This window comes from Thermomonospora curvata DSM 43183 (assembly GCF_000024385.1).
GTDB classification, from domain to species: Bacteria; Actinomycetota; Actinomycetes; order Streptosporangiales; family Streptosporangiaceae; genus Thermomonospora; species Thermomonospora curvata.
Map to the genome: position 1 here is coordinate 395,468 of NC_013510.1, position 24,891 is coordinate 420,358.

At 72.0% G+C, this 24,891-nt stretch carries 11 protein-coding genes and 1 CRISPR repeat array (1 of these 12 running past the window's edge); of the genes, 8 read left to right on the forward strand and 3 right to left on the reverse strand.

Features of this window, described 5'->3' with window-relative positions; translation table 11 throughout:
- Positions 1 to 395 precede the first annotated feature (395 nt).
- Positions 396 to 1,064 (forward strand): L-2-amino-thiazoline-4-carboxylic acid hydrolase, encoded by a 669-nt coding sequence (locus TCUR_RS01765; RefSeq protein WP_012850746.1) that lies wholly within the window; start codon positions 396 to 398, stop codon positions 1,062 to 1,064.
- Between the two features lie 461 nt (positions 1,065 to 1,525).
- Positions 1,526 to 2,332, forward strand: a complete 807-nt coding sequence (locus tag TCUR_RS01770; RefSeq protein ID WP_012850747.1) for an endonuclease/exonuclease/phosphatase family protein — start codon at positions 1,526 to 1,528, stop codon at positions 2,330 to 2,332.
- A 597-nt stretch (positions 2,333 to 2,929) separates the two neighbouring features.
- Here TCUR_RS01770 and TCUR_RS01775 read toward each other — a convergent pair.
- On the reverse strand, positions 2,930 to 3,343 hold the full coding sequence (locus TCUR_RS01775) for a VOC family protein (protein WP_012850748.1): 414 nt from the start codon (positions 3,341 to 3,343) through the stop codon (positions 2,930 to 2,932).
- 108 nt (positions 3,344 to 3,451) lie between these two features.
- Complete coding sequence (locus TCUR_RS01780) at positions 3,452 to 4,819, reverse strand: MFS transporter (RefSeq protein WP_012850749.1); 1,368 nt, start codon at positions 4,817 to 4,819, stop codon at positions 3,452 to 3,454.
- 77 nt (positions 4,820 to 4,896) lie between these two features.
- Here TCUR_RS01780 and panD point away from each other — a divergent pair, with 77 nt between their 5' ends.
- From panD to TCUR_RS01805, 5 genes are all read left to right on the forward strand, one after another.
- Entirely contained in the window at positions 4,897 to 5,304 is a 408-nt protein-coding gene (gene panD, locus TCUR_RS01785; RefSeq protein ID WP_012850750.1) for an aspartate 1-decarboxylase, read from the forward strand.
- A 3-nt stretch (positions 5,305 to 5,307) separates the two neighbouring features.
- Positions 5,308 to 6,882: a (2,3-dihydroxybenzoyl)adenylate synthase gene (locus tag TCUR_RS01790; RefSeq protein WP_012850751.1), complete on the forward strand. Its 1,575-nt coding sequence runs from the start codon at positions 5,308 to 5,310 to the stop codon at positions 6,880 to 6,882.
- Between the two features lie 130 nt (positions 6,883 to 7,012).
- On the forward strand, positions 7,013 to 7,750 hold the full coding sequence (locus TCUR_RS01795; RefSeq protein ID WP_012850752.1) for a VOC family protein: 738 nt from the start codon (positions 7,013 to 7,015) through the stop codon (positions 7,748 to 7,750).
- A 568-nt stretch (positions 7,751 to 8,318) separates the two neighbouring features.
- Entirely contained in the window at positions 8,319 to 8,870 is a 552-nt protein-coding gene (locus TCUR_RS01800) for a hypothetical protein (RefSeq protein WP_012850753.1), read from the forward strand.
- 213 nt (positions 8,871 to 9,083) lie between these two features.
- Positions 9,084 to 9,812 (forward strand): YqeB family protein, encoded by a 729-nt coding sequence (locus tag TCUR_RS01805; RefSeq protein ID WP_012850754.1) that lies wholly within the window; start codon positions 9,084 to 9,086, stop codon positions 9,810 to 9,812.
- A gap of 80 nt (positions 9,813 to 9,892) precedes the next feature.
- On the opposite strand, the gene TCUR_RS01810 is transcribed toward TCUR_RS01805, so the two are convergent.
- Positions 9,893 to 11,218, reverse strand: coding sequence for a salicylate synthase (locus TCUR_RS01810; protein ID WP_012850755.1), 1,326 nt, complete (start codon positions 11,216 to 11,218; stop codon positions 9,893 to 9,895).
- Between the two features lie 141 nt (positions 11,219 to 11,359).
- Between TCUR_RS01810 and TCUR_RS28220 the strand changes: the two genes are divergently transcribed.
- Positions 11,360 to 23,668 carry a non-ribosomal peptide synthetase gene (locus TCUR_RS28220; protein WP_148232888.1) on the forward strand — a complete coding sequence of 4,103 codons (12,309 nt, stop codon included), beginning with the start codon at positions 11,360 to 11,362 and terminating at the stop codon, positions 23,666 to 23,668.
- Between the two features lie 903 nt (positions 23,669 to 24,571).
- Positions 24,572 to 24,891: direct repeats of the CRISPR family, unit length 29 nt; unit sequence GGGACCATCCCCGCGTGCGCGGGGAGCAG (it continues 868 nt past the right edge of the window).

Here is a 24,891-nt window from a genome sequence, read left to right on the forward strand (position 1 = left end):
CCCCCGGCGTCGAGGGGATGCCTCTCGCCCAGGGGTGCCGTGGTCCGCCGATGAGCCGGGGATCATTCCCCGTCCGCTCCCGTCTGAGGAGGCGTCGAGTCGGCGCTTCCCCGCGGGCGTCCGGTCGGCCGCCGGCAGGTTCTAGGGACGTTGCGTTCACGGGAACGGCCTGAGCGGCAGGTCTGTCGCCCAAAACGCTCGCGTGGGCTTCGCGCGGTCGACGCCGGGGCGGCGTGTCACAATAGGGGCGTCAGAACCCAACAGGAGTTCGTCGGCGCCTGGTAGGTCGGTGGAGCGCGCCGGCGTGCTCGCCTGGTCGCGAGCACGGTCGGCTCTGCTCCGCGCGGTGTCGCGTCCGTGCTTCGAGACCGGGACGGCTCGAAAGGACCGACCGAATGCCCACCGACCGGTTCGAACTCGCAGGCGACTACGTTCCCGACCCCGAACGAGAGATCACGGCCCTCCTCGACGGCTTCTTCGGCTTTTTCGCCGCCCACGGCATCTCCGCCGAGCTCATCGGTGCCATGCGGGCACGGCACGAGGAGCTGCAGCAGACGAACGCGCATCTGATCGTGGACGAGCCCGCACGCCACAACCTCCGCATCACCCTCGCGGTGACGGCGGCCTACCGGACGCTGCGATCGCACCTGGGCCGCCCGGCCGCCATCGAAGCGGTGCGGCGGGCACTGGCCGAGCCGCTGGGCGCGGCGATTCGCGAAGGCACCAGAGCGATGCTGGACGCCGCGCCGGACCCGTTCGCCGCCATGGTGGCGCTGTGCAAGACCCGCGAGGAACACGCCTTCGGCAAGGGCTTCACCTTCCATCGCGCCGCCGACGACGACCGCCACTACCTGTTGGAGGTCCGCCGCTGCTTCTACCACGAGGTGCTCGTGGCCAACTCCGCCCCAGAGCTGACACCGGTGCTGTGCGCGTTCGACGCCAACTGGATCGAGGCGATCGACCCTGCACGAGACGGCTTCCGCTTCGAACGCACCACCACCATCGGCCTGGGCGGAACCCACTGCCCGTTCCACTTCATCCGAACCGGCGACACGGACAGCTGATCCGGCCTGGTTTCCTCTGAACGCCATCCCCATGCCACCGGTGTGCTTTCCCGGACGGGAACCGCACCAGCCGGATGACGCGGATACTGCGACCCGCGCGTCCGATCCGGCAGGGACACGGGATCGTCCACCCTGTGCTTGGACGACCCTTGAACGCAGGCTGTGCGCGTGGTCGGCTGTGGCTCTCCCCGTTGCAGCCGACCGCGCTCGGCGCGCGGCCCACCAAGTTGAATCCGCAAGAGCGGAAGCTGCCGAGGCTTACGGGAGCCACTGAACCCTTTTCAACACGTGGCCTCAGGCGCCGGAGACGGGAGCCCGATGATGTCCGGCACTGGAGCGTTGTAGGTCATGGCAGCCTCTTTGACCGCGACGCCCCGTCTCGGCCTACGGGGACGGCGTGTTGGAGGAGGCTCAGCGGTCCGGGATCCTGGGAGCCAGGAGATTCAGGAGGCAGGGTGTCGATGAGTCGACAGGCCGGCCGAGGGGTGACCGTCGCGTCCTTCAACACGCGCGGGCTGCCGCTCTTTGGATCGAATCTGGCCGAACGCTACCGAGCGATCGCGGCTTTCTTCGAATCCTCTGACATTGACGTGGTCAACTTTCAAGAAGTCTTCACCCACCGCCATTTGAGGCTGCTGTCGGCGGGGATGCCTTCTTTCCGGCACCTGGCCTACCGGCGTGCACTGGTTGGGCCTGCCGGCGGCCTGGTGACCTTGTCGCGGCTGCCTACGGGCAAGTCCGGGTATCGGCGCTTCCCTCTCCTCCCGTCCTCGCCCGGCCTTCCCCGCACCGTCCGTTTCAAGGCGGCCCTGAAAGGGGCGTTGATCACTCCTTTGAGGGATCAGGGAGTGTGCGTCATCAACACGCATCCCGTGGCCAACGGCGACGGCGACTGGTCGGATGCCAACCGATTCCGCCCGCTGCAGCAAGGTCAGCTCACCGCTCTGGCACGCCTCGTCCAGGAAATCGAGGACCCGGTGGTCGTATGCGGCGACTTCAACGTGGCCAGGGACAGCACTCTGCACCGGGATTTCCTCGCCACCACCGGATTGGTCGACGCCTTCGCCGGCAGTTGCCCTCCGACCTTCCATTCCGCTTACCTGAAGCCCGGGCAGCGGCCGCATTGCATCGATTTCATCCTTGTCGCCAAGTCGATCGGGGTCGAAAGCACAGGGACTCTCTTCACCGACCGGGAACCACTGGCCGGCGGACCGTCCTACCTGTCCGATCACATCGGGCTGTACGCCCGGCTGTGTCCGAAGCGTTAGCCTTCCATATCGCAGCTTGTCTGCCCTCGGCTCCTGACAGCCGGGTTCCGCCGTCCTGCTCGATCAGCATGCCGTTGTCGTCGATCGTCACGGCGATTTCGTCGAAATCGACGAATGGCAGTCGCAGTGCCGCGGTCAAGGTCAGCGGGTCGTGCTGCATCGTCTGCGGGTAGAAGCGGGCAAGGGAACGTTCGAGCTGAGCGGCCAGGATGCCCGCCCACGTGGGGACCGAAGGGGCGCTGAGGGTCTGGTAGAGAGGGCTGGCGGGGTCGATGCCGATCTCAGAGGTCCAGTCACGTCCCTGGTGACGAACTCCGGCGTCTTCAGGCGCCCCTCGGCGACGGCCGCCAGGACTCGGCGGGCGGCCGGCAATCGGCGGTATGCGAAGTCAGTGGTGCCGATCGTCAGGTGCGAAGACGTCCCCTGGACCCCGACCGCGCTTCACCGGCCGGTCGAGGACCCCGAACACGCCGGCGAGAAAGTGCTAGAGCGTGTCGTCAAAGGAATCGCGCAGGGCCTACCGGGCGCCGCGATGCCCGCGGTGCGTCGGCGGACGCGACCGGGCCGGGGTCGGCCCGGGGGCTTTGACGACAGGTCCTAGGGGCGTGAGGTGATCTGCTGGACGGCCCAGGCGTTGCCGTCGGGGTCGGTGAAGTGGATGAAGCCGACGTTGTCAAGGTCGTCGTCCTCCCGGGCGGGGCGGGCGCCGGTCGGGCTCACCACCTGGACCTCGCTGACCTCGACGCCGCGCTCTGCCAGCCGGGCGCGGGCCGCCCGGACGTCGTTGACGACCAGTTGCAGGCCCTTCAGCGAGCCGGGGGCCATCTCCGTGAGGCCCTCGCCGATGACGATCGAGCAGCCGGACCCGGGCGGGGTGAGCTGAACGATGCGTTTGCCGTCGAAGCCGTTGATGTCGTGGTCGACGTTGAAGCCGACCTTGTCGGCGTAGAAGTCCTTGGCCTTGTCCACGTCGGAGACCGGGACGAGCACCACCTCGAGCGTCCAGTTCACCGGCTGTCTCCCTTCGGGATAAGGGGTCACCCCACGAAGGGATCGTACGTATGTTCGAAGATCCTTCTCCGGTGAACAGGGATGTCCGGGACGGGCGTGTCGTCCCGCTCAGGCGGTTTCGGGGCGCAGGGTGGCGGTGCGCAATCCGGTGAGGAAGACGGCCAGGATCAGGGCCAGCACGGCGCTGACGGCGCCGTAGACGACGATGGCGTCGCCGGGCGCCAGATAGCGGCCGAGGGCGCCGGCGCTCACCGAGCCCACGGCCTCGCCGGCGGTGTCCTGGGCCGACCACAGGGCGTTGACCCGGCCCAGGTAGCCGTCGGGGGTGTGGGTCTGGATCAGGCCGTAGCGCAGGATCTCCTCGATGGAGGCGACGAAGCCGTAGCCGAACAGGACCGCCACGGCCAGGGCCGGGTGGCGGGCCAGGCCCAGGCAGGCCAGGATCACGAAACCGGCGACGGAGGCGATCAGCAGGACCCGGCCGGGGGCGCGCAGGGCGCTGGTCCAGCCGCTGGTGACCGAGGCGAGCACCGCTCCGCAGGCCGGGGCGGCGTACAGCAGGCCGACCGTGGTGGGGCCGCCGCCGAGCTGCTCGGTGGCGAACGCCGGCATCAGCACGGGGATGCCGCCGGCCACCATGAACAGCAGGCCCAGCAGCATGAGCCCGCCCACGACCCGGTGCCCGGCCACAAAGCGCAGCCCGGCGCCGATCGCCCGCAACGGGTGCGCCGCCTCTGCACCGCCGGTTTCCTCGTCCGCTTCGGTGTTCTGGGCGGCCGGAACGGCACCGCCGGAGCCGGCGGCCGCTTCGGCGGTCTCGGCGGTCTTGCCGAGCGCGCCGCTCTCGCCCGCCCCGGCGACGACGGGCGGGCCGCCGGGCTTGAGCGGGGGCAGGGCCGTCAGCAGCCCCAGGGTGCCGAACGTGCCCGCCGCGGCGGCGGTGTAGTTCCAGCCGACCCCGAACGCCGAGATCACCACCCCGCCCAGGGCCGGGGAGAGCATCGAGCCGAGCCGGACGGTCAGCGCGTTCAGTGCCCCGGCGGCCACCAGCTTGTCCGGGCCGACCAGGGCGGGGGTGGCGGCCAGCAGGGCGGTCAGGCTGATCCCGGTGGTCACCCCGTCCCAGGCGGCCAGCACGTACAGCGCGGCCAGCGAGGGGGAGGGCAGGAAGGCGTTCAGCGCCAGCAGCGCAAAGCCGATCCCGGCGGCGATGCGGCCGCGCAGCATCAGGGTGCGCCGGTCGTTGCGGTCGGCCATCACCCCGCCCCACAGCAGCCCGGCCAGCAGGGCGAGGCCGCCGGTGCCGGACACCGCGCCCACGTGCAGGGTGGAGCCGGTCATCTGGTGGACCTGCACCGGCAGCGCCACCATCAGCATCCCGATGCCGAAGACCGACACCGTCCGGGCGATGAACACGTTGCGGAACGGCCTGCTGGTGCGCAGCGGGCTGACGTCCAAGGCCAGGCGGCGGAGCATCGTCGGGGTTCTCCTCCGGGAAGGGAGTAGCTAAGGTTAGCCTATCCTTAGTGAATCTCCAGCGGAGAGGGCAGACCGTGCGTCGCACCCTGATGAACGGAAAGATCCACCGCGCCACCGTGACACAGGCGAACCTGCACTATGTGGGTTCCCTGACGATCGACGCGGACCTGATGGCCGCCGCCGACATCGTCGAAGGAGAACAGGTCCAGGTCGTCGACGTCACCAACGGGGCCCGGCTGGTCACCTACGCCATCACCGGCGAGGCCGGCAGCGGGGTCATCGGGATCAACGGCGCCGCGGCCCACCTGGTCAAGCCGGGCGACATGGTGATCATCATTTCCTATGTCGCGCTGACCGAGGAGGAACGCCGCTCGCACCGCCCCAAGGTCGTCCACGTGGACGAACACAACCGCATCGTCGCGCTCGGGGACGATGCGGCCGAGCCCGTGCCCGGCGTGCCGGCCCAGCTTGCGGGGCGCTGAGCGATGGAAGGCTTCACCCCCTGGCCGGAGGAGCTGGCCGCGCGCTACATCGCCGAGGGCTACTGGGGCGACCACGTACTGGGCGAGGTACCCCAAGGCGACCCCGACCGCGTCGCACTGGTCGCCGGAGATGAGCGCCTGACCTACGCCGAGCTGGAGCGGCGCATCGACCGCACCGCCGCCGGCCTGCACCGCCTGGGCATCCGGCGCGGCGACCGGGTGGTGCTCCAGCTGCCCAACACCGCGTCCTTCGTCATCGTCTTCCTGGCGCTGATGCGCCTGGGAGCGCCCCCGGTGCTGGCCCTGCCCGCCCACCGGCACAGCGAGATCGGCTACCTGTGCGAGCTGGCCGAGGCCAAGGCCTACATCATCCCCGACCGGCACGCCGGCTACGACTACCGCGAGCTGGCCCGCTCCCTCGGCGGCGTGGAGCACGTCATCGTCGACGGCGAGGCCGCCGAGTTCACCCCCCTGGCCGAGCTGGACGCCGACCCCATCCCGTTGGAGCGGCCCGACCCGGCCGACGTGGGCCTGTTCCTGCTGTCGGGCGGCACCACCGGCCTGCCCAAACTGATCCCCCGGACCCACCGCGACTACGTCTACAACCTGACCGCCAGCGCCGAGGTCTGCGGCTTCACCTCCGGCACCGTCTACCTGGTGGTGCTGCCGGCCGCCCACAACTTCGCCCTGGCCTGCCCCGGCCTGCTGGGCACCCTGTCGGTCGGCGGCACGGTCGTGCTGGCCCCCTCCGGCTCCCCGGACGCGGCGTTCCCGCTGATCGAACGGGAACGCGCCACCGTCTGCGCGGTCGTCCCCCCGATCGCGCTGCTGTGGCTGGACGCGGCCACCTGGTCGGAGGAGGACCTGTCGTCCCTGCAGCTGCTGCAGGTGGGCGGCGCCAAACTGGCCACGGAACCGGCCTCCAAGATCCCCGGGGTCCTCGGCTGCAAGCTGCAGCAGGTCTTCGGCATGGCCGAGGGCCTGCTCAACTACACCCGCCTGGACGACCCGCCCGAGCTGATCGAGACCACCCAGGGCCGCCCGCTGTCCCCGGCCGACGAGATCCGCGTGGTGGACCCCGACACCGGCGAGGACGTCCCCGAAGGCGAGGTCGGCGAGCTGCTCACCCGCGGCCCCTACACCCTGCGCGGCTACTACAAGGCCCCCGAGCACAACGCCCGCTCCTTCACCGCCGACGGCTTCTACCGCACCGGCGACCTGGTGCGGCGGCTGCCGTCCGGCCACCTGGTGGTGGAGGGGCGCCACAAGGACCAGATCAACCGGGGCGGCGAGAAGATCGCCGCCGAGGAGCTGGAAGGCCACCTGATCGCCCACCCGGCCGTCCACGACGCGGCGGTCGTCGGCGTGCCCGACCCGGTCATGGGCGAACGCACCTGCGCGTTCCTCGTCGCCCGCGGCACCCCGCCCACCCTGCGGGAGGTGAAGGAGTTCCTGCGCGACCGCGGAGTGGCCGACTACAAGTGGCCCGACCGCATCGAAGTGGTCGACGCCTTCCCCCGCACCCCCGTCGGCAAGATCAGCAAGAAGGCGCTCCTCGCCATGCTGGACAAGGCCTAGCCGAAGGGCACGGACCGGCACGGGCAGCGGCCCCCGGCACGCTCGCCGGGGGCCGTTTCATTCCAGTCCGCTACTTGGCGCGATGGCATGGCCCACGTGGGAGATCGGCGCGCGGGCATACCATCGGTGAATGGCGACGCGGCTCGTGCAGATTCACATGAAGGCCCATGACGACTCTGCGCTCGGCCGGTTCTGGGCGCAGGCGCTCGGCTGGAGCCTCTCCAGCGAGGGGCCCGGCGTGACCAGCCTCGAGCCCGAGGGCTTCACCTATCCCGATCCCACCGCCGTCTGCATCGGCATCGTCGCCGACCCGAGCCCCAAGACGGTGAAGAACCGCGTGCACCTCGACCTCGCCACCACCTCGGCGGCCCACCAGGCGGACCTGGTCGCGCGTCTGGAAAACCTCGGCGCGACACCCGTCGACATCGGCCAGGGTGACGTCCCGTGGACGGTGCTGGCCGACCCGGAGGGCAACGAGTTCTGCGTGCTGGAACCCCGCCCGGTGTACCGGGACACCGGACCGGTCGCCGCGGTGGTGGTCGACTGCACCGATCCGCGGGCCATGGCCCGCTTCTGGGGCGAGGCGATGGACTGGACCGTGCACGTGGTGACCGACGAGTGCGCGGTGCTGCGTTCCGCCAAGGGCGTCGGCCCGTACCTGGAGTTCCTCCGCACGCCCGACGCCAAGACCGCAAGGAACCGCATTCATCTCGACCTGCGCCCCTACCCCGGTGACGACCAGGCGGCGGAGGTGGACCGGCTGCGGGCGCTCGGCGCCGTCGACATCGACATCGGCCAGGGCGACGTCCCGTGGACGGTGCTGGCCGACCCGGAGGGCAACGAGTTCTGCGTCCTCACCCCCATGTGAAGCAGACCCCGGTCTCGGTGCCGTCGCTTTCGCCGCTGAGAGACGCGGAAGCCGTCGGAGCCCCGCTTTTCGCGTTCCCGTAGGCCGCCTGCGGCCCTGCCGTGGCGAGGACAGCGGACGGAACCACAGCGGTGGATCGGATACCAGATGCGCTGCGACGGCGGAGCGTGCGCATGAACGTCCGATCGTCCGCCCGAACTGCGGAGGTAGCGACAGAGCAGGACAGCGGGCCGCTGCGCGCGGTGGAGAGCGGACGGCCGGCGGTGCCGGTCGCCGTGAGCGGCACCGCCGCCGCCTTCGACGCCAGAGGCCGGGCGCCGGCGTGGGGACCCGCCGACCAGACCCGCCTCTTCCTCGGTCGAGGTCCCGCCGTCCCAGGAGGAGGACACGCCGTTCGTGCGGTTCGGCGCCTGGGTGCCGGCTCTGTCGCTGCTGATCGTCCTGGCGGCGGCCGCGGCGTGGACGGCCGGACGGCGCCGGAACCCGCCCGCCCCTCAAAGGCCCGGTCCCGCCCGGGGAACGGCTGCGATCGCCGGACCGCGCCGCCGGCGCCGTTCATGATGGGACCATGCGGCAGGAACCAGACCCCGGCGAGGACTTTCTGGACGCCCTCGCCGGGCGGCTGACCGGCATGCCGGGACGGCCGGTGGCGGTGGACCTTTCCGCCGAGGACGCCTGGGAACTGGTCACGCGCCTCGACAGCGCCCTGGACGCCGACGGCGTCCAGACGCGGATGGTGCTGGGCGCGGCATGCCCGACGACCACCGAGGCCATCGCCCAGTTCGTCACGGCCATGCAACTTCCCTACCGGGCGAGCCGAAGCTGGGAGGACTTCCTCGGCGAGCTCGGCGAACGCCCTGTCTCGCAGCGGCAGTGCCTGGTGGTGACCGACGCCTGCGCCCTGCTGCGGCACGAGAGCTTCGACAGGTGGCGGGAACTGGTCGGTGGCGTCTGCGGCGGCCCGTACTGCATGGGCGGCGGCTGGACCACCCTCGTCCTGGCAGACCGAGAACCCGCCTGGCGGGAATGGGTCTTCCGGCCGGCGGCCGACACCGCCCGCCGAAGCGGCTGGGAGCTGCCCATGTTGCGGGGGAGTGCCGGGGCGTCTGGCTTTCCCTAGCGGTATCCGGTCCGGAGCTGCTGTCGAGGGGGCGATGGCGGTGGCCGGGTTGGCCGTGGCGGGGCGAGACGTCTCGCTGGGCGGGGGCGGGTTCTGGGGGATCGCCGGAAGGCGATGGTGGTGGCGACTTTGGTCGAAGAAGGGTGGCCGATCGGCGGCTGCGCCGGTTCCGGGGAGGCGGCCATGGTGGGGGCATGAGTCGCGGGATGGGCCATGGCTGCTGAGCGCGTTTCCGGTGCCGGGGTGACCGTGGTGGGGCGTGCGCGGTGGGAGCGTGCGCTGATCTGGGGTGGGTTCCCGGTCGCGGGGGCGGTGCTGGGCGGGCTGGTGTGGCTGGTGGCCGGGTGGGTGGTCGCGCTGCGGTGGGTGCCGATGCGCGGGCCGTTCGAGCTGGTGGACTCCCTGCCTGATCTGCCCGCCGCGCTGGGCTGCATGGGGCTGGGCGCGGTGGCGGGTCTGGTGCTGGCCTTCGTGGCCGAACGCGAATACGTGACCGTGGCCGTCGGCGACGATCGGGTGGTCTGCGTTCGCGATGGCGCCGAGCGGTCGGTGCCGCGGGCGTCCGTCGGGGCGGTGTTCGTGGACGAGGGACGGCTGGTGCTGCTGGACCGCCGGGGCCGGGAGCTGCTGGTGTACTCGGCCCGGGAGGGCGCCGACCTGCCGGGCACCGAGCGTCTGGCCAGGGCCTTCAAGGCGCACGGCTACCCGTGGTCGCCCGGCGGGGACCCGCACCGGGACGAGTACCGGCGCTGGGTGCCCGACATGCCCGGCCTGCCGTCGGGAGCGAACGCGCTGCTGCGCGCCCGGGCCAAAGCATTGGACAGCGGGGACGGGGAGGAGGCGGCGCAGCTTCGCGAGGAGCTGGGGCGGCTGGGCGTGGTCGTCCGGGAGGACGGCAAGAAACGCCAGTTCTGGCGCTGCGTCCCGCCGCCTTTGGGGTGAACCGGGCGTCCGGCTGCTGGGACGGCGAAGCCCGCCCCGCGCGGGGCGCGCGGGGCGGGCGGTGGAGGAGGAGAGGTCCTTCAGCGCAGCGGGACGACGTAGGGGGCGACGCTGGAGAGCTTCTCGCAGGTCTCCTCGTACTCGCGGTCGGGCGTGGAGCCGGTGACGATGCCGGCGCCGGCGCGCAGCCACGCCCGCCCGCCCTGCTGGTAGAGGGCGCGCAGCACCAGGGCCGCATCCAGCGCCCCGTCGTGGGAGACCGCCAGCACCGCGCCCGAGTACAGGCCGCGCGGCTCGTCGAGGCGGGTGATGGCCTCGATCGCCTCGGGCTTGGGGATGCCGGAGGCGGTGACGGCGGGGAAGAGCGCTTCGAAGGCGTCCCAGCAGGTGCGGCCGGGGGCCAGCCGGCCGTGCACGCTGGAGCCCAGGTGCTGCACGCTGCCCCGCTCCTTGACCGTCATGAACCCGGTGACCTGCACCGTTGCGGGCGTGCAGACCCGGTACAGCTCCTGCTGCGAGGTGCGCACCGACACCGCGTGCTCGAAGATCTCCTTGGGGTCGTTTTCCAGTTCGCGCCGCCGGGCCGCGTCGGTGTCGGCGTCCAGGCCGAAGGCGCGGGTGCCGGCCAGCGGCTGGGTCATCACCGTGCCGTCGGCGCTGGTCTGCGCCACCACTTCGGGGCTGAAGCCGGTGGCCTGGAAGCCGTCCAGGTCGAGCAGGAACGAGCGGGCCGGGGTGTTGGCGGCCCGCCCGGCCAGGAAGGTGCCGACCACGTCCACCGGGAAGCCGATCGGCAGCCGCCGGGAGACGATGACCTTCTGGTAGAGCCCGGCGCCGATCTCCTCCAGCGCCTTGGCGACGCGTTCGCGGTAGTCGTCGCCGGTGCGCACGTCCACCGGGGACGGCACCGGCGCCGGACGCGGCGCGGGGTCGGCCAGCAGCCTGCCGACCTGCTCGACTTCGGCGGCGTCCGCCCCGGTCACCACGGCGCGGCCGGCCGTTGCGCGCACCTGGAGGCGGGGGACGATGAGGTGCGCCAGCCGGGTCTGCGACCGGAGCGCCTGCGGGCAGGAGAACTCGAAGGCCACCCAGCCGTAGGCGTTCCAGGCCGGCCAGGGGGCCTCGGCGAACGCCTCCTGCAGCGCGGCCGCCGGGCGTCCCGACCAGGGGCGGACGGTTTCGGGGCGGCCCGCCCAGCGGGTGCGCACCGTCTGCGATTCCAAGGCCACCTCGCCCAGTGCGCCCCCGGCGAAAGTCCACTCACCCGGCCGTTCGTAAACGACGAAGTCCCTGAACAGCCCTGATTCCGCCAATTGGGCCATCAATTGCGGGGGGTCGGAAGTGACCTCGACCGTCAGTTCGGCCGCCTCCAGGCCGATCTCGTCCGTGCGCACACCGAAGGACACAGCAAACCCATCCTCTGCAGGATCGGACCGCTCCCGATCAACTTAGGTAAGGCTAACCTTGTGTGATTTTGATAGGCAAGGCTAACCTAACCAGCGTTTGCCACCCGGTCCTCAAGCGGGCCCCAACCGAAAGAGTTGAGCGTGCAGGAGCAGACGGCGGCACGACGACGGGAACTGATGCGGCGACTGATGGCCGAGCGCGGCATCGGCCGGGACACCTCCCGGATCGCCCCTCGCACATCGGACGGCCCGGCACCTCTTTCTTACGCGCAGCAGAGCATGTGGCTGCACCACCGGGCCTTCCCCGACAGCCCCGCCTACAACGTCTGCCTGCTGGTGCGCATGTCCGGCGACCTGGACATAAGCGCCCTGCACGCGGCGCTGCGCGGCGTGGTCCGCCGCCACGCCATCCTGCGCACCACCTACGACGACGGCCCCGTCCAGCACATCCACGACGACGACTCCCTGGACCTGCCCGTCCGCGACTACCCCGGCACCGGCGCGGACGCCGAGGCATGGGCGCGGGCACAGGCGGGCCGGATCGCGGCCCGGCCGTTCGACCTGCGCACCGAACGCCCCATCCGGGTCGAACTGCTGCGCCTCGCCCCCCGCGAGCACGGGCTGGTGGTGGTCATCCACCACATCGCCTGCGACGGCACCGTGTGGGGAACGATGTCCGGCGAACTGGCGGCGCTCTACCGCGCCGCGCTGACCGGCGAACCGGACGGCCTGGCCCCGCTGCCCATCCAGTACGCCGACTACGCGGCCTGGGAACAGCGGCGTCCCCTCTCCCGAGAAGACCTGGAGTACTGGCGGCGGCGCCTCGACCCGGCCCCCGAGCCGCTGGACCTGCCCACCGACCGGCCCCGCACCGCCACCGTCTCCGAAACCGGCGGACATCGGGTCCGCCGCTTCGACGACGCCGTCACCGCCGGCATCCGCGACCTGGCCGCCCGGGAGAACGCCACCCCCTTCATGGTGATGCTGGCCGGCTACGCCGCCCTGCTGCACCGCTACACCGGCGCCACCGACATCCCCGTCGGCTCCCTGGTGCAAAGCCGCGAACACGCCGAGACCCAGCCGCTGATCGGCCACTTCGGCAACACCCTGGTGCTGCGCACCGACCTGTCCGGCAACCCCACCTTCCGCGAGCTGCTGGCACGGGTCCGCCAGAACTGCACCGAGGACTTCGCCCACCAGGCCCTGCCCTACGACAAGATCGTCGAAGAGCTGCGACCGGCCCGCCCGCGCGGCCGCTCGCCCTACTTCGACACCATGTTCATGTACCTCGCCCACGAGATCGGCGAACTGGACCTGCCCGGCATCACCTCCTGGTGGACGCACATCCCCAGCGGCGCCGTCCACTTCGACCTGTCACTGGAGGCGTTCGCCCGCTCCCACGGCCTGGAAGTGGAGGCCACCTTCCGGCGCGAACTGTTCGACGACGAACGCATCGACGCGCTGCTGGCCCACCTGGAGACGCTGCTGCGCAGCGCCGTCACCGACCCCGGCCGCCGCATCACCGACCTGGAACTGCTCAGCGAGAGTGAGCGGCGGCAACTGGCGGAGTGGAACGCCACCGACCGGCCCGTCCCCGCCACCACCGTGGTCGAGCTGTTCGAACAACAGGCCGCCCGCACCCCCGACGCCATCGCCGTCGAAAGCGAAACCGGCACCCTCACCTACGCCGAACTGGACCGCCGCGCCTCCGGCCTGGCCGCGCTGCTGCGCGCCCGCGGCGCCGGCCCCGGCAAGGTCGTGGCACTGGCCCTGCCGCGCACCGGCGACCTGGTCGCCGCGGTGCTGGCCGTGCTCAAGTCCGGCGCCGCCTACCTGCCGCTGGACCTGGACCACCCGGCCGACCGCCTGGCCTACATGCTTCAGGACGCCGCCCCGCTGTGCACGCTGGCGACCGAGCAGACCCGCGCCGTCCTGCCCGACGACGCCGAGGTGCTGGTGCTCGGCGACCGGACGCCCGCCCCCGCCCCCTCCCGGCCCGTCACCGGCGACGACCTGGCCTACGTCATCTACACCTCCGGCTCCACCGGACGGCCCAAAGGCGTGGCCGTCCCGCACGCGGCGCTGACGAACTTCCTGCTGATGCAGCGGGAAGAACTCGCCCTGCGCCCCGGCGACCGCCTGGTCGCCGTCACCACCATCGCCTTCGACATCGCCGCCCTGGAGCTGTACGTGCCGCTGATCAGCGGCGCCACCGTCGTGCTGGCCTCCCGCAACGCCGTGCGCGACCCGGCCGCGCTGGCGGAACTGCTGGCCGACGCCACCATCGTGCAGGCCACCCCGTCCCTGCTGGGCTCCCTGGACCCGGCCGCCCTGCAAGGCCTGCGGGTACTGGTCGGCGGCGAGGCCCTGCCGGCCGCCCTCGCCGACACCCTCACCCGCGTCGCCTCCCGCGCCACCAACGTCTACGGCCCCACCGAGGCGACCATCTGGGCGACCTCCGCCGAACTGCCCTCCACCGGCATCGGCCGCCCCTTCTGGAACACCCGCGCCTACGTGCTGGACGCCTCGCTGCGGCCCGTCCCGCCCGGCGTCCCCGGCGAGCTGTACCTGGCGGGCGCCCAGCTCGCCCACGGCTACATCGGCCGCCCCGACCTGACCGCCGAACGGTTCGTCGCCGACCCGTTCGGCCCGCCCGGCACCCGCATGTACCGCACCGGCGACCTGGCCCGCTGGAGACGCGACGGGACGCTGGAATACCTGGGCCGCACCGACGACCAGGTCAAGATCCGCGGCTTCCGCATCGAACCGGGCGAAGTGCAGGCGGTGCTGGCCGCCCAGCCCGGCGTCGCCCAGGCCGCCGTGATCGTCCGCGAGGACCGGCCCGGCGACAAACGCCTGGTCGGCTACCTGGTGCCCGGCCCCGAAGGGCTGGACGAGACGGCCGTCCGCGCCGCCGCCGCCCGCGCCCTGCCCGAGTACATGCTGCCTTCTGCCCTGGTCGTCCTGGACGCCCTGCCCCGCACCGTCAACGGCAAACTGGACCGGCGCGCCCTGCCCGCCCCGCACCTGGAAACCGGCGGGCGCCGCCCCCGCGACGCCCGCGAAACGGCCCTGTGCGAACTGTTCGCCGAAGCACTCGGCGTGGACGAGGTCGGCATCGACGACGACTTCTTCGCCCTCGGCGGCCACTCCCTGCTGGCCGCCCGCCTGGCCGGCCGCATCCGCGCCGCCCTCGGCGCCGAATTGACCATCGCCGACGTCTTCGAAGCCCCCACCGTCGCCCAGCTGGCACCCCGCCTGGTGGAGGGCACCCGCACCCGGGTGCGCGACGTGACCCGGCCCGAGGTCGTCCCCGCCTCCGCCGCCCAGCGCGGACTGTGGCTGGAAGAACGCATGCACGGCCCGTCCGTCTCCTACACGGTGCCGCTGGGCGCCCGGCTGCGCGGCCCGCTGGACGTCGCCGCCCTGCGCGCCGCGTTCGGCGACGTGGTCGCCCGGCACGAGGCGCTGCGCACCCTGCTGGTCGAAGGCCCCGACGGGCTGCCGATCCAGCGCGTCCTGCCGCCCGGCGGGGAACTTTTCGAGGTCCGTGACCTGCGCGGACTGCCCGCCGACCAGGTCGCCGAGGCGGAGGCGCAGGCGGCGCGGCACCGCTTCCGCCTCGGCGTCGACCTGCCGATCCGGGCCACGCTGCTGCGGGTGGACGACGAGGCGTGGACGCTGATCCTGCTGCAGCACCACGCCGCCGCCGACGAATGGTCCTTCACCCCCCTGCTGGCCGACCTGTCCCGCGCCTACGCCGCCCGCGCACAAGGACGGGAACCCGACTGGGCGCCGCTGCCCGTCCAATACGCCGACTACACCGTCTGGGACGCCGCCCAAGACCACACCCACCAGCTCGACCACTGGGAACGGGCCCTGGCCGGGCTGCCGGAGGAGACCACCCTGCCACCGGACCGCCCCCGCCCGGCCGAGGCCGGCCACCGCGGCGACCAGGTGACCTTCCAGCTCCCGCTGGACGGGGTGCGCGAGCTGGCCCGCAGCACCGGCACCAGCGTGTTCATGGTGCTGCACGCGGCCATGGCGGCCGTGCTGCAGCGGGCCGGCGCCGGCGACGACATCGCCTTGGGCACCCCCATCGCCGCCCGCCCCGACGAGGACCTGGCCGACCTGGTCGGCGTGTTCGTCAACCTGCTGGTGCTGCGCACCGACCTGTCGGGCGACCCGACCTTCACCGAGCTGCTGCAACGGGTCCGCACCGCCGACCTGGACGCCTTCGCCCACGCCGACGTCCCCTTCGAGCAGGTCGTCGAACGGCTGGCCCCCGAACGGTCCCTGGCCCGCAGCCCGCTGTTCCAGGTGATGATCGTCCACCAGCGCCTGGCCGACGCCCGCCTGAAGCTGCCCGGCGTGGAGGCCGAGCCGTTCCTGCCGAAGACCGGCGGCGTCAAGTTCGACCTGGACGTCTACTTCGCCGAAGGCGACGACCGCATCGAGGGCGTGGCCGCCTACGCCACCGACCTGTACGACCGGGAAACCGTCACCGCCCTGTTCGACCGGCTCGCCGCCCTGCTCACCCGGGCCGTCCGCCACCCCGGCCGGCGCCTGTCGCAGCTCCTGCCGCCCTTCGACCACCCCGACACCGCCCGCGACTTCGGCGGCCGCACCGTCGCCGACCTGTTCGCCGAACAGGCCGCCCGCACCCCGGACGCCCCCGCCCTGATCCTGCCCGGCGGGAGCGGGCAGGCGGCGGCCACCGCGGAAAACGACCCGGCCGGCCGGTCGCCCCAGGACGTGGTGATCAGCTACGCCGAGCTGGACCGCCGGGCCGAGGAACTGGCCGACCGGCTGGCCGCGGCCGGGGCCGGACCCGAGCAGGTGGTGGCCATCGCCCTGCCGCGCTCGGCGGAGTTCGTCACCGCACTGCTGGCCGTGATCAAAACCGGCGCGGCCTACCTGCCGATCGACGTGACCTACCCGCAGGCCCGCATCGACCACATGCTGCAGGCCGCCCGGCCGTTGCTGGTGCTCGGCCGGGACGAACCCCCGGCCGACGCGCCGCCCCGCGAACGCGTCGAAATCCTGCCCGACCACCCCGCCTACGTGATCTTCACCTCGGGCTCCACCGGCACGCCCAAGGCGGTCGTCGGCACCCAGCGGGCCCTGGCCAACCGCCTGGCCTGGGGCCTGGACCTGGTCGAACCCGGCATGCGGGTGGCCAAGAGCTCCCCGGCGTTCATCGACGGCACCACCGAACTCCTCGGCGGCCTGCTCGCCGGCGACCCGGTGCTGATCGCCGACGACGCCACCGCCACCGACCCCGTGGCCCTGGCCGAACTCATCGACCGCTACCGGGCCCGCACCGTCACCGTCGTGCCGAGCCTGCTGGCCGCCCTGCTGGAAGCCGGCGACCTCGGCTCGGTCACCACCTGGATCAGCAGCGGCGAGGCCCTGCCCGCCGGCCTGGCCGACCGCATCGGCGCCCGCCTGATCAACCTGTACGGCTGCTCGGAGGCCGCCGGCGACAGCCTGATCGCCGAAGGCACCGCCACCTTGCACCCCATCGCCAACACCACCGCCTACGTGCTGGACGACGCCCTGCGCGAAGTGGAGGTCGGCGAACTGTACCTGGCCGGCGACGGCCTGGCCCGCGGCTACCTGAACGACCCGGCCCGCACCGCCGAACGCTTCGTCGCCAACCCCTTCGGCCCGCCCGGCTCCCGGCTGTACCGCACCGGCGACCGGGTGCGCCGCCGCCGCGACGGCGGCCTGGAGTTCCTCGGCCGCGCCGACGACCAGATCAAAATCCGCGGCTTCCGCATCGAACCCGGCGAGATCGAAGCGGTACTGGCCGCCCAGCCCGGCGTCCGCCGCGCCGCCGTGACCGCCCACTCCGGCCGCCTGGTCGGCTACCTCGTCGGCGACGCCGACACCTCGGCCCTGCACGACCGCCTGCGCGAGCTGCTGCCCGACTACCTGGTCCCCTCCGACCTGGTCGTCCTGGACGAGCTGCCGCTCAACCCCAACGGCAAGATCGACCGCCGCGCCCTCCCCGAACCCGGCCGCACCGGCCGCGGACGCGCCCCCCGAACCGAGGCCGAACGCACCCTGGCCGCCCTGGTCACCGAACTCCTCGGCCGCGACGGCATCGGCGCCGACGACGACTTCTTCCGCATCGGCGGCGACAGCATCAGCGCCGCCCTCCTGGTCGCCCGCGCCCGCCGCACCGGCCTGACCTTCACCGTCCGCGACGTCTTCCGCCTGCGCACCATCGCCGCCCTGGCAGAGGCCGCCCAGCCCGTTGAGACGGCCCCGTCCACCGGTGCACAGCCCGAGCCCGGGACCGCCGCCACCTCCGCCGGGGCCGATGGCGCAGCCGCCGCACCAACCGGTGCCTCGGCCGCCGGAACGGGCGGCCCGCCCGCCGGGCCGGCTGAAACGGGCAGCGGTGCCGGTGCCGCGCCTGGTGGTCGGGGCGCCGTGTCGGCTGGTGTCTTGGGTGCCGGGGCGGGTGGCCTGTCGGCTGGGACGGGTGATGGTGCCGGTGCCGCGTCCGGTGGCCGGGACGTTGCGGCGGCCGGTGCCTTCGGTGCCGGGATGGGCCGCGCGGCGGCCGGGGCGTCTGCGGACCCGGTCGGTGAGGTGGAGCTGCCGCTGTCGCCGCTGCAGGAAGGGCTGCTGTTCCACCTGCTGATGGCCGGGGAAGGCCGCGACATCTACGTCCAGCAGGCCGTGGTGACGCTCTCCGGGCCGCTGCAGCCGGAGCGGATGGCCGATGCGGCGCGGCGCGTGCTGGAGAAGTTCCCCAACCTGCGGGCGGGTTTCCGCACCGACGGGGCGCGCACCGTCCAGTTCATCCCCGAACACTTCGACGTGCCCTGGACCTACGCCGAGGTCCGCACTCCTGAGGAACTCGAAGCGTTCATCGAAGAGCAGCGGGCCCGGCCCTTCACCCCCGACCGGCCCCCGCTGATCCGCTTCGGCCTGGCCCGGGTCGGCGAAGGCGACTACCGGCTGGTGCTGACCTCAGAGCTGATCCTGCTGGACGGGTGGTCCGGCGGCCTGCTGATCGGCTCGCTCATGGAGTTCTACACCGACCCGGCCGCCGAGCACGCCCGCCCCGTCACCCCGTTCACCGCCTACCTGGACTGGGTCGGCGGACGCGACCGGCAGGCCGCCCTGGAGGCCTGGCGGCACGCCCTGTCCGGCTTCGACACCCCCGCCCTGCTCAAACCCGAACTGCTGGACCGCCCCGCCGACCTGGCCGACGCCGGGGAGATCCACCGGCCCCTGCCGCCCGGCCTGATCGACCGGCTGGAGGCGCTGGCCCGCGACCGCGGCATCACCCTCGGCACCGTCTACCAGACCGCCTGGGGCCTGCTGCTGATGGCGCTGACCGGCCGCGACGACGTGGTCTTCGGCGTGTCGGTGTCCGGCCGGCACCCGGAGGTGGACGGCGTGGAATCCATCGTCGGCCTGCTGTTCAACACCGTCCCGGTGCGCGTCCAGGCCGGCCCGGCCGACCCACTGGCCACGGTGCTGGAACGGGTGCAAAACGCCCACGCCGACCTGTTCGACCACTTCCACGTCACGTTGACCGACATCCAGCAGGCCACCGGGCTGGGGACGATGTTCGACACCTTGTTCGTCTTCCAGAACTTCCCCGGCATCCCCACCGACCGCGCCTTCGGCCCCGGCCGGGATGTGCGCCTGGTGGAACGGCAGGTCCGCGACGCCACCCACTACCCGATCACCATGGTCGCCGAGCCCGACGCCCACCTGCGGGTGATGTACCGCGGCGACGCCTTCACAGAACCGGAGGTCCACCGCCTCACCGACCGCTACGTGCAGATCCTGCAGGCCATCGCCGAGAACCCCGACACCCCCTGCCACCGCCTGGATGCGCTGCTGCCGGACGAGCACGAGCAGATCCGCCGCACCTGGGCCGAGGCCGAACACCCGGTGCCCGACCTGACCATCGCCGAGCTGCTGGCCGAACGGGCCCGCCAGATCCCCGACGAGATCGCCCTGGTCTCCCAGCCGGACGTCCGCCTCACCTACGCCGAACTGATCGGCGAGGTCAACCGGCTGGCCCGGCTCCTCAAACAGCACGGCGCCGGACCGGAGAAAGTGGTGGCGCTGGCGCTGCCCCGCTCCGCCCAAATGGTGATCGCCCTGTTCGCCGTGCTGCGGACCGGCGCCGCCTACCTGCCGCTGGAACTGGACTACCCGGCCGAACGGCTCAACTACATGATCGCGGACGCGGGCCCGTCCTGCCTGGTCTCCCACCGCGACATCGCCGCCGGACTGGACTACGACGGCCCGGCGATCCTCCTGGACGACCCGCACACCCGAAACCGCCTGGCCGCCCTGCCCGGCACCGACCTCACCGACGAGGAACTGCCCGGCTTCACCCGCACCACCCCCGGCCGGCTGGAACACCCCGCCTACGTCATCTACACCTCAGGCTCCACCGGACGCCCCAAAGGCGTCATCACCCCCTACCGGGGCCTGACCAACATGCAGTACAACCACCGCGCCAACATCTTCGACCCGGTGGTCAGCGCGGCCGGCCGACGCCTGAAGATCGCCCACACCGTCTCCTTCTCCTTCGACATGTCCTGGGAGGAGCTGCTGTGGCTGATCGAAGGCCACGAGGTGCACGTCTGCGATGAGGACCTGCGCCGCGACGCCGAAGCCCTCACCGCCTACCTGCAAGAACACAAGATCGACGTCATCAACGTCACCCCCACCTACGCCCAGCAGCTCCTGGAGGAAGGACTCCTGGACGGCGCGCACCGCCCCCCGCTGGTGCTGCTCGGCGGCGAAGCCGTCCCGGTCGCGGTGTGGGAACGCCTCGCCCAAGCCGACGGCGTCCTCGGCTACAACCTCTACGGCCCCACCGAGTACACCATCAACACCCTCGGCGGCGGCACCGAAGACAGCGCCACCCCCACCGTCGGCAAACCCATCTGGAACACCCGCGGCTACGTCCTCGACCCCTGGCTGCGCCCCGTCCCGCCCGGCACCCCCGGCGAGCTGTACATCGCCGGCGCCGGACTGGCCCGCGGCTACCTGGGCCGCCCCGACCTGACCGCCGAACGCTTCGTCGCCGACCCCTTCGGCCCGCCCGGCGGACGCATGTACCGCACCGGCGACCTGGTCCGCGTCCGCGAAGACGGCAACATCGACTTCCTGGGCCGCACCGACGACCAAGTCAAGATCCGCGGCTACCGGGTCGAACTGGAAGAGGTCGAAGCGGCACTGGCCGCCGAACCCGGCGTCGGCCAGGCCGCCGTGGTCACCGCCGACACCGACGTGCCCGGCGTCAAACGCCTCATCGGCTACATCGTCCCCGACGGCCAGGCCCGCCCCGGCGCCGCCGAGGAACAGCTCACCGAGTGGCGCCAAATCTACGACGACGAGTACACCCAGGTCGGCACCGCCGTCCACGTGGAGGAATTCGCCGGCTGGACCAGCAGCTACGACGGCCGGCCCATCCCCCTGGAACACATGCGGGAATGGCGCGATGCCACCGTCGCCCGCATCCGCGCCCTGCAGCCGCGCCGCATCCTGGAGATCGGCTGCGGCACCGGGCTGCTGCTGTCCAAACTCGCCCCCGAGGCCGAAAGCTACTGGGCCACCGACTTCGCCGGCCCCGTCATCGCCAAACTGCACAAGGACGTGGACCCGTCCTGGCCGGTGACGCTGCGCTGCCAGGCGGCCCACGACTTCACCGGCCTGCCGAAGGACTTCTTCGACACCATCGTCATCAACTCAGTGGCCCAGTACTTCCCCACCGCCGACTACCTGGCCGACGTCATCACCCGGTCCCTGGACCTGCTCGTCCCCGGCGGACGCCTGTTCCTCGGCGACATCCGCGACCTGCGGACGCTGCGCGCCTTCCACGCCGCCATCCAGCTCGGCCGCGGCGGCGGCGACCTGCCCGCCATCGACCGCGCCGTCCGCATGGAAAAGGAACTCCTGCTCGACCCGGCGTTCTTCACCTCCCTGAACCTGCCGGCCCGAGTGGAGATCCGCACCAAACGCGGCGTCCACCACAACGAACTGACCCGCCACCGCTACGACGTCATCGTCCACAAGCCGCCGTTCGACGGGCCGTCCGGCGACACACCCGTGATCGAATGGAACGGCCTGGAGGACCTGAAGAAACGCCTGCCCGGCCGGCTGCGGGTCCGCGGCATCCCCGACCCCCGGCTCTCCGGCGAGATCGCGGCACTGCGCGCCCTGGAGAACGGAGCACCCCCCGACGAGGCCCGCACCCTGCTGCAGGCCCCGCCACAGGGCGTCGAACCCGAGACGCTCTACAAACTGGACCCCGAGGTGATCATCACCCCGTCCGAGCAGATCGGCCACTACGACGCGGTGTTCGGTGGGGGAGAAGCCTGCCTCCCGGCCGTCCCCGGCCGCACCTACGCCAACAACCCGGCCGCCGCCCGCGACCACGGCGCCCTGGCCGGACGAGTCCGCGAAGGCTTGAAGGCCAAACTCCCCGGCTACATGGTCCCCAGCGTGATCATGACGCTGGACGCACTCCCCCTGACCGTCAACGGCAAACTCGACCGCCGCGCCCTGCCCACCCCCGACGCCGGCAGCGGCCCCCGCGGCACCGGCCGCCCCCCGCGCACCCCGGTCGAACGCCTGCTGTGCTCGCTGTTCGCCGAGGTCCTCCAGGTCAAGGAGGTCGGCATCGACGACAACTTCTTCGACCTGGGCGGCCACTCCCTGCTGGCCACCCGCCTCATCGGCCGGGCCCGCACCGTGCTGCGCGGCGAGCTGGCCATCCGCGACCTGTTCGAAGCCCCCACCGTCGCCGAACTGGCCGAACGCATCCACAGCCGCGCCGACGCCACCGAGGAACGCCCCGCCCTCACCCCCCGGCCCAGGCCGGAGCACATCCCGCTGTCGTTCGCCCAGCACCGCCTGTGGCTGCTGGACCAGCTCTTGCGCGAGGACGACGGCCCCCGCTCGGCCTACCACCTGCCCCTGGGGGTGTACCTGCGCGGCGAACTGGACCTGGAGGCGCTGGAGGCGGCGATCTGGGACGTCATCGCCCGCCACGAAACGCTGCGGACGGTCTTCGCCGACCACGACGGCACCCCCTACCAGCGGATCCTCCCGCCCGACCAGGCCCGTCCGCCGCTGGAGATCGACCCCTGCACCCCGCAGGAATTCATCGAACGCCCCTTCGACCTGGCTCGTGACATCCCGCTGCGCGCGGCGGCGTTCCGCACCGGCGACCGCGAACACCTCCTGCTGGCGGTCTTCCACCACATCGCCTTCGACGAGGGCTCCTTCGGCCCGTTCTCCCGCGAGGTCGTCGAGGCCTACACCGCCCGCCGCCAAGGCAAGGCCCCCGACTGGGAGCCCCCGGCCGTCCAGTACGCCGACTACACCCTCTGGCAGCGGGAACTGCTCGGCGACCCGCTGGACCCCGGCAGCCTCCACGCCCGCCAGCTCGCCTACTGGGCCCAGGCCCTCTCCGGCATCCCCGAGGAGATCCCGCTGCCGGTGGACCGCCCCCGCCCCGGCACGGTCGGCCAACGCGGCGGCACCGTCATCCGCGACCTGCCCCCGTCCCTGGTCAAGGCCGTCCGCCGCCTGGCCCGCGAAGGCGGAGCCACCGTCTTCATGGTCGGCCAGGCCGCGGTGGCCGCCCTGCTGCACCGCATGGGCGCCGGCGACGACATCCCCCTGGGCAGCCCCGTCGCAGGCCGCACCGACGAGGCCCTGGGCAACCTGGTCGGCTTCTTCGTCAACACTCTGGTGCTACGCGCCGACTGCTCCGGCAACCCCACCTTCGCGGAGCTGCTGTCGCGCATCCGCGAGGCCGACCTGGCCGGCCTGGCCAACCAGGACCTCCCCTTCGAAGCCCTGGTGGAGGCCCTGCGCCCCCGCCGCGTCCCCGGCCGCAACCCCCTGTTCCAGGTGATGGTCGGTTATGAGAACCAGGCAGGCTCCGAGGTCCGCTTCCCCGACCTGGAACAGCGCAACGCCCTGGTAGGCCCATCCGCCGCCAAGTTCGACCTGGACTTCATCTTCCGGGAAGAACCCAACGGCGGCCTCCGCCTGGTCCTGGACTACTCGGCCGACCTGTTCGACGAATCCACCGCCGACACCATGGCTTCAGGCCTGCTAGATCTGCTGGAGAAGGTGACAACCGACTCGACCATCCCCCTAAGCGCCCTCCCGTCCCCCTTGACGGCCCGCACCGTCACCGGCCCCGACCGGCAGACCACCACCGACCACCACGACGACCGCCAGGCGACCTTCTGCCGCATCTTCGCCGAGGTCCTGGGGGTGGACGCGGTAGGCCCGGACGATGACTTCTTCGACCTGGGCGGCCATTCCCTTTTGGCGATGAAGCTGGTCCGCCGCCTCCGCCAAGAGCCGGGCTGCGAGCACCTGAAGGTGGCGACCTTGATGACCGCTCCCTCAGTGAACGCCCTGCTTAGTCGGTTGTCCTGATCCCACCCGGTGGCAGCTCAGCGCTGGGCGGCCACCGGACAGGCCACACCCACAGCGAGGAGGTGATGCGGACCTCCTCGCGATCATCCCCGCGGGTTGGCCTGAGGCCAAGGTTGCTTCTTGCTCACAAGACATGCATTGCCTGTGTCGTTCGCTGCATCTGTCAGGCCATGCCGGGTGGGGCCTGGGGCTACTGCCGGGCGCAGCGCGGGCACGGCCTGGACGAGCCGTCCGGAGACAGCAGCCTCCTCGCCCCGAAACAGGCACTGCATACGGCTGCGGAGGTGAGAGTGGCCGCCGGCAGCGGCCCGTGCACCGCTTCGTCGTACTCCTCACCGTCCTCGGGGATACGGGTGCCGTCCGGCCGGTAGCGCGGCTGTGGTGGGGGCGGGTCGGCTAGGCCAGTGCCACGGCAGTCCTCACACTGGATGCTGATCCACGCACTGCCCTTCCGGCCGGTCATGACGATCTCGCCGCGCCCCCGGCAGGCCGGGCAAGGAGCCTCGTGGAGATCGTTCACTTCCGCTCCCCGCTTCCGTTACAGTCCCAGCATTTGATCCACCGTTTGGGCTTGGCTTTGCCCGGTTGGCCGTTGCCGTATTCCCACCATCCGCCTTGGCCGTTGCAGGTGGCGCACGGGTCTGGCTTGGGGGTGTCATTACGGCCCATGGGGCGATGGTGACACACCTACCCCGCCCGATTACCCGGATACGCTGACAATATAGCTCTGCGGAGAGTGGCAATTGCGCACAACCACTCCTCGTCTCCCGTCCCCGTAACGCCCCATACCGCAAGACGCGGCGGCCATGCCAAGCCGCGCTCGCCGCCTACTGGGCCGCCCTCCCAGACTGGCACGATGCGCGGGGAGCAGCTGGCGGTGGATGGGCTGATGATCGTCGCGTCGGGACCATCCCCGCGTGCGCGGGGAGCAGCCGCTCCCCCACGGGGGATGTCACTGTCCGTCAGGACCATCCCCGCGTGCGCGGGGAGCAGGGCGGCCCCGGCGGGGTCGGCGAAGGCGGCCAGGGACCATCCCCGCGTGCGCGGGGAGCAGGCCGCGTGGGCGGTCCGCGGAGCGCAGGAATGGGGACCATCCCCGCGTGCGCGGGGAGCAGAATATAGGCGATGTGGTGCTCATAGTCGGCCAGGGACCATCCCCGCGTGCGCGGGGAGCAGGCCACCAGCAGCTCCAGCGCGTCTCCGACCCGGGGACCATCCCCGCG

What these genes read in the sequence shown, in the direction of transcription:
- TCUR_RS01800 (WP_012850753.1), top strand. Translation starts at nt 8,319, where the DNA reads ATGCGGCAGGAACCAGACCCCGGCGAGGACTTTCTGGACGCCCTCGCC.
- TCUR_RS01795 (WP_012850752.1), top strand. Translation starts at nt 7,013, where the DNA reads ATGGCGACGCGGCTCGTGCAGATTCACATGAAGGCCCATGACGACTCT.
- TCUR_RS01765 (WP_012850746.1), top strand. Translation starts at nt 396, where the DNA reads ATGCCCACCGACCGGTTCGAACTCGCAGGCGACTACGTTCCCGACCCC.
- TCUR_RS01770 (WP_012850747.1), top strand. Translation starts at nt 1,526, where the DNA reads ATGAGTCGACAGGCCGGCCGAGGGGTGACCGTCGCGTCCTTCAACACG.
- TCUR_RS01780 (WP_012850749.1), bottom strand. Translation starts at nt 4,819, where the DNA reads ATGCTCCGCCGCCTGGCCTTGGACGTCAGCCCGCTGCGCACCAGCAGG.
- TCUR_RS01790 (WP_012850751.1), top strand. Translation starts at nt 5,308, where the DNA reads ATGGAAGGCTTCACCCCCTGGCCGGAGGAGCTGGCCGCGCGCTACATC.
- TCUR_RS01805 (WP_012850754.1), top strand. Translation starts at nt 9,084, where the DNA reads ATGGCTGCTGAGCGCGTTTCCGGTGCCGGGGTGACCGTGGTGGGGCGT.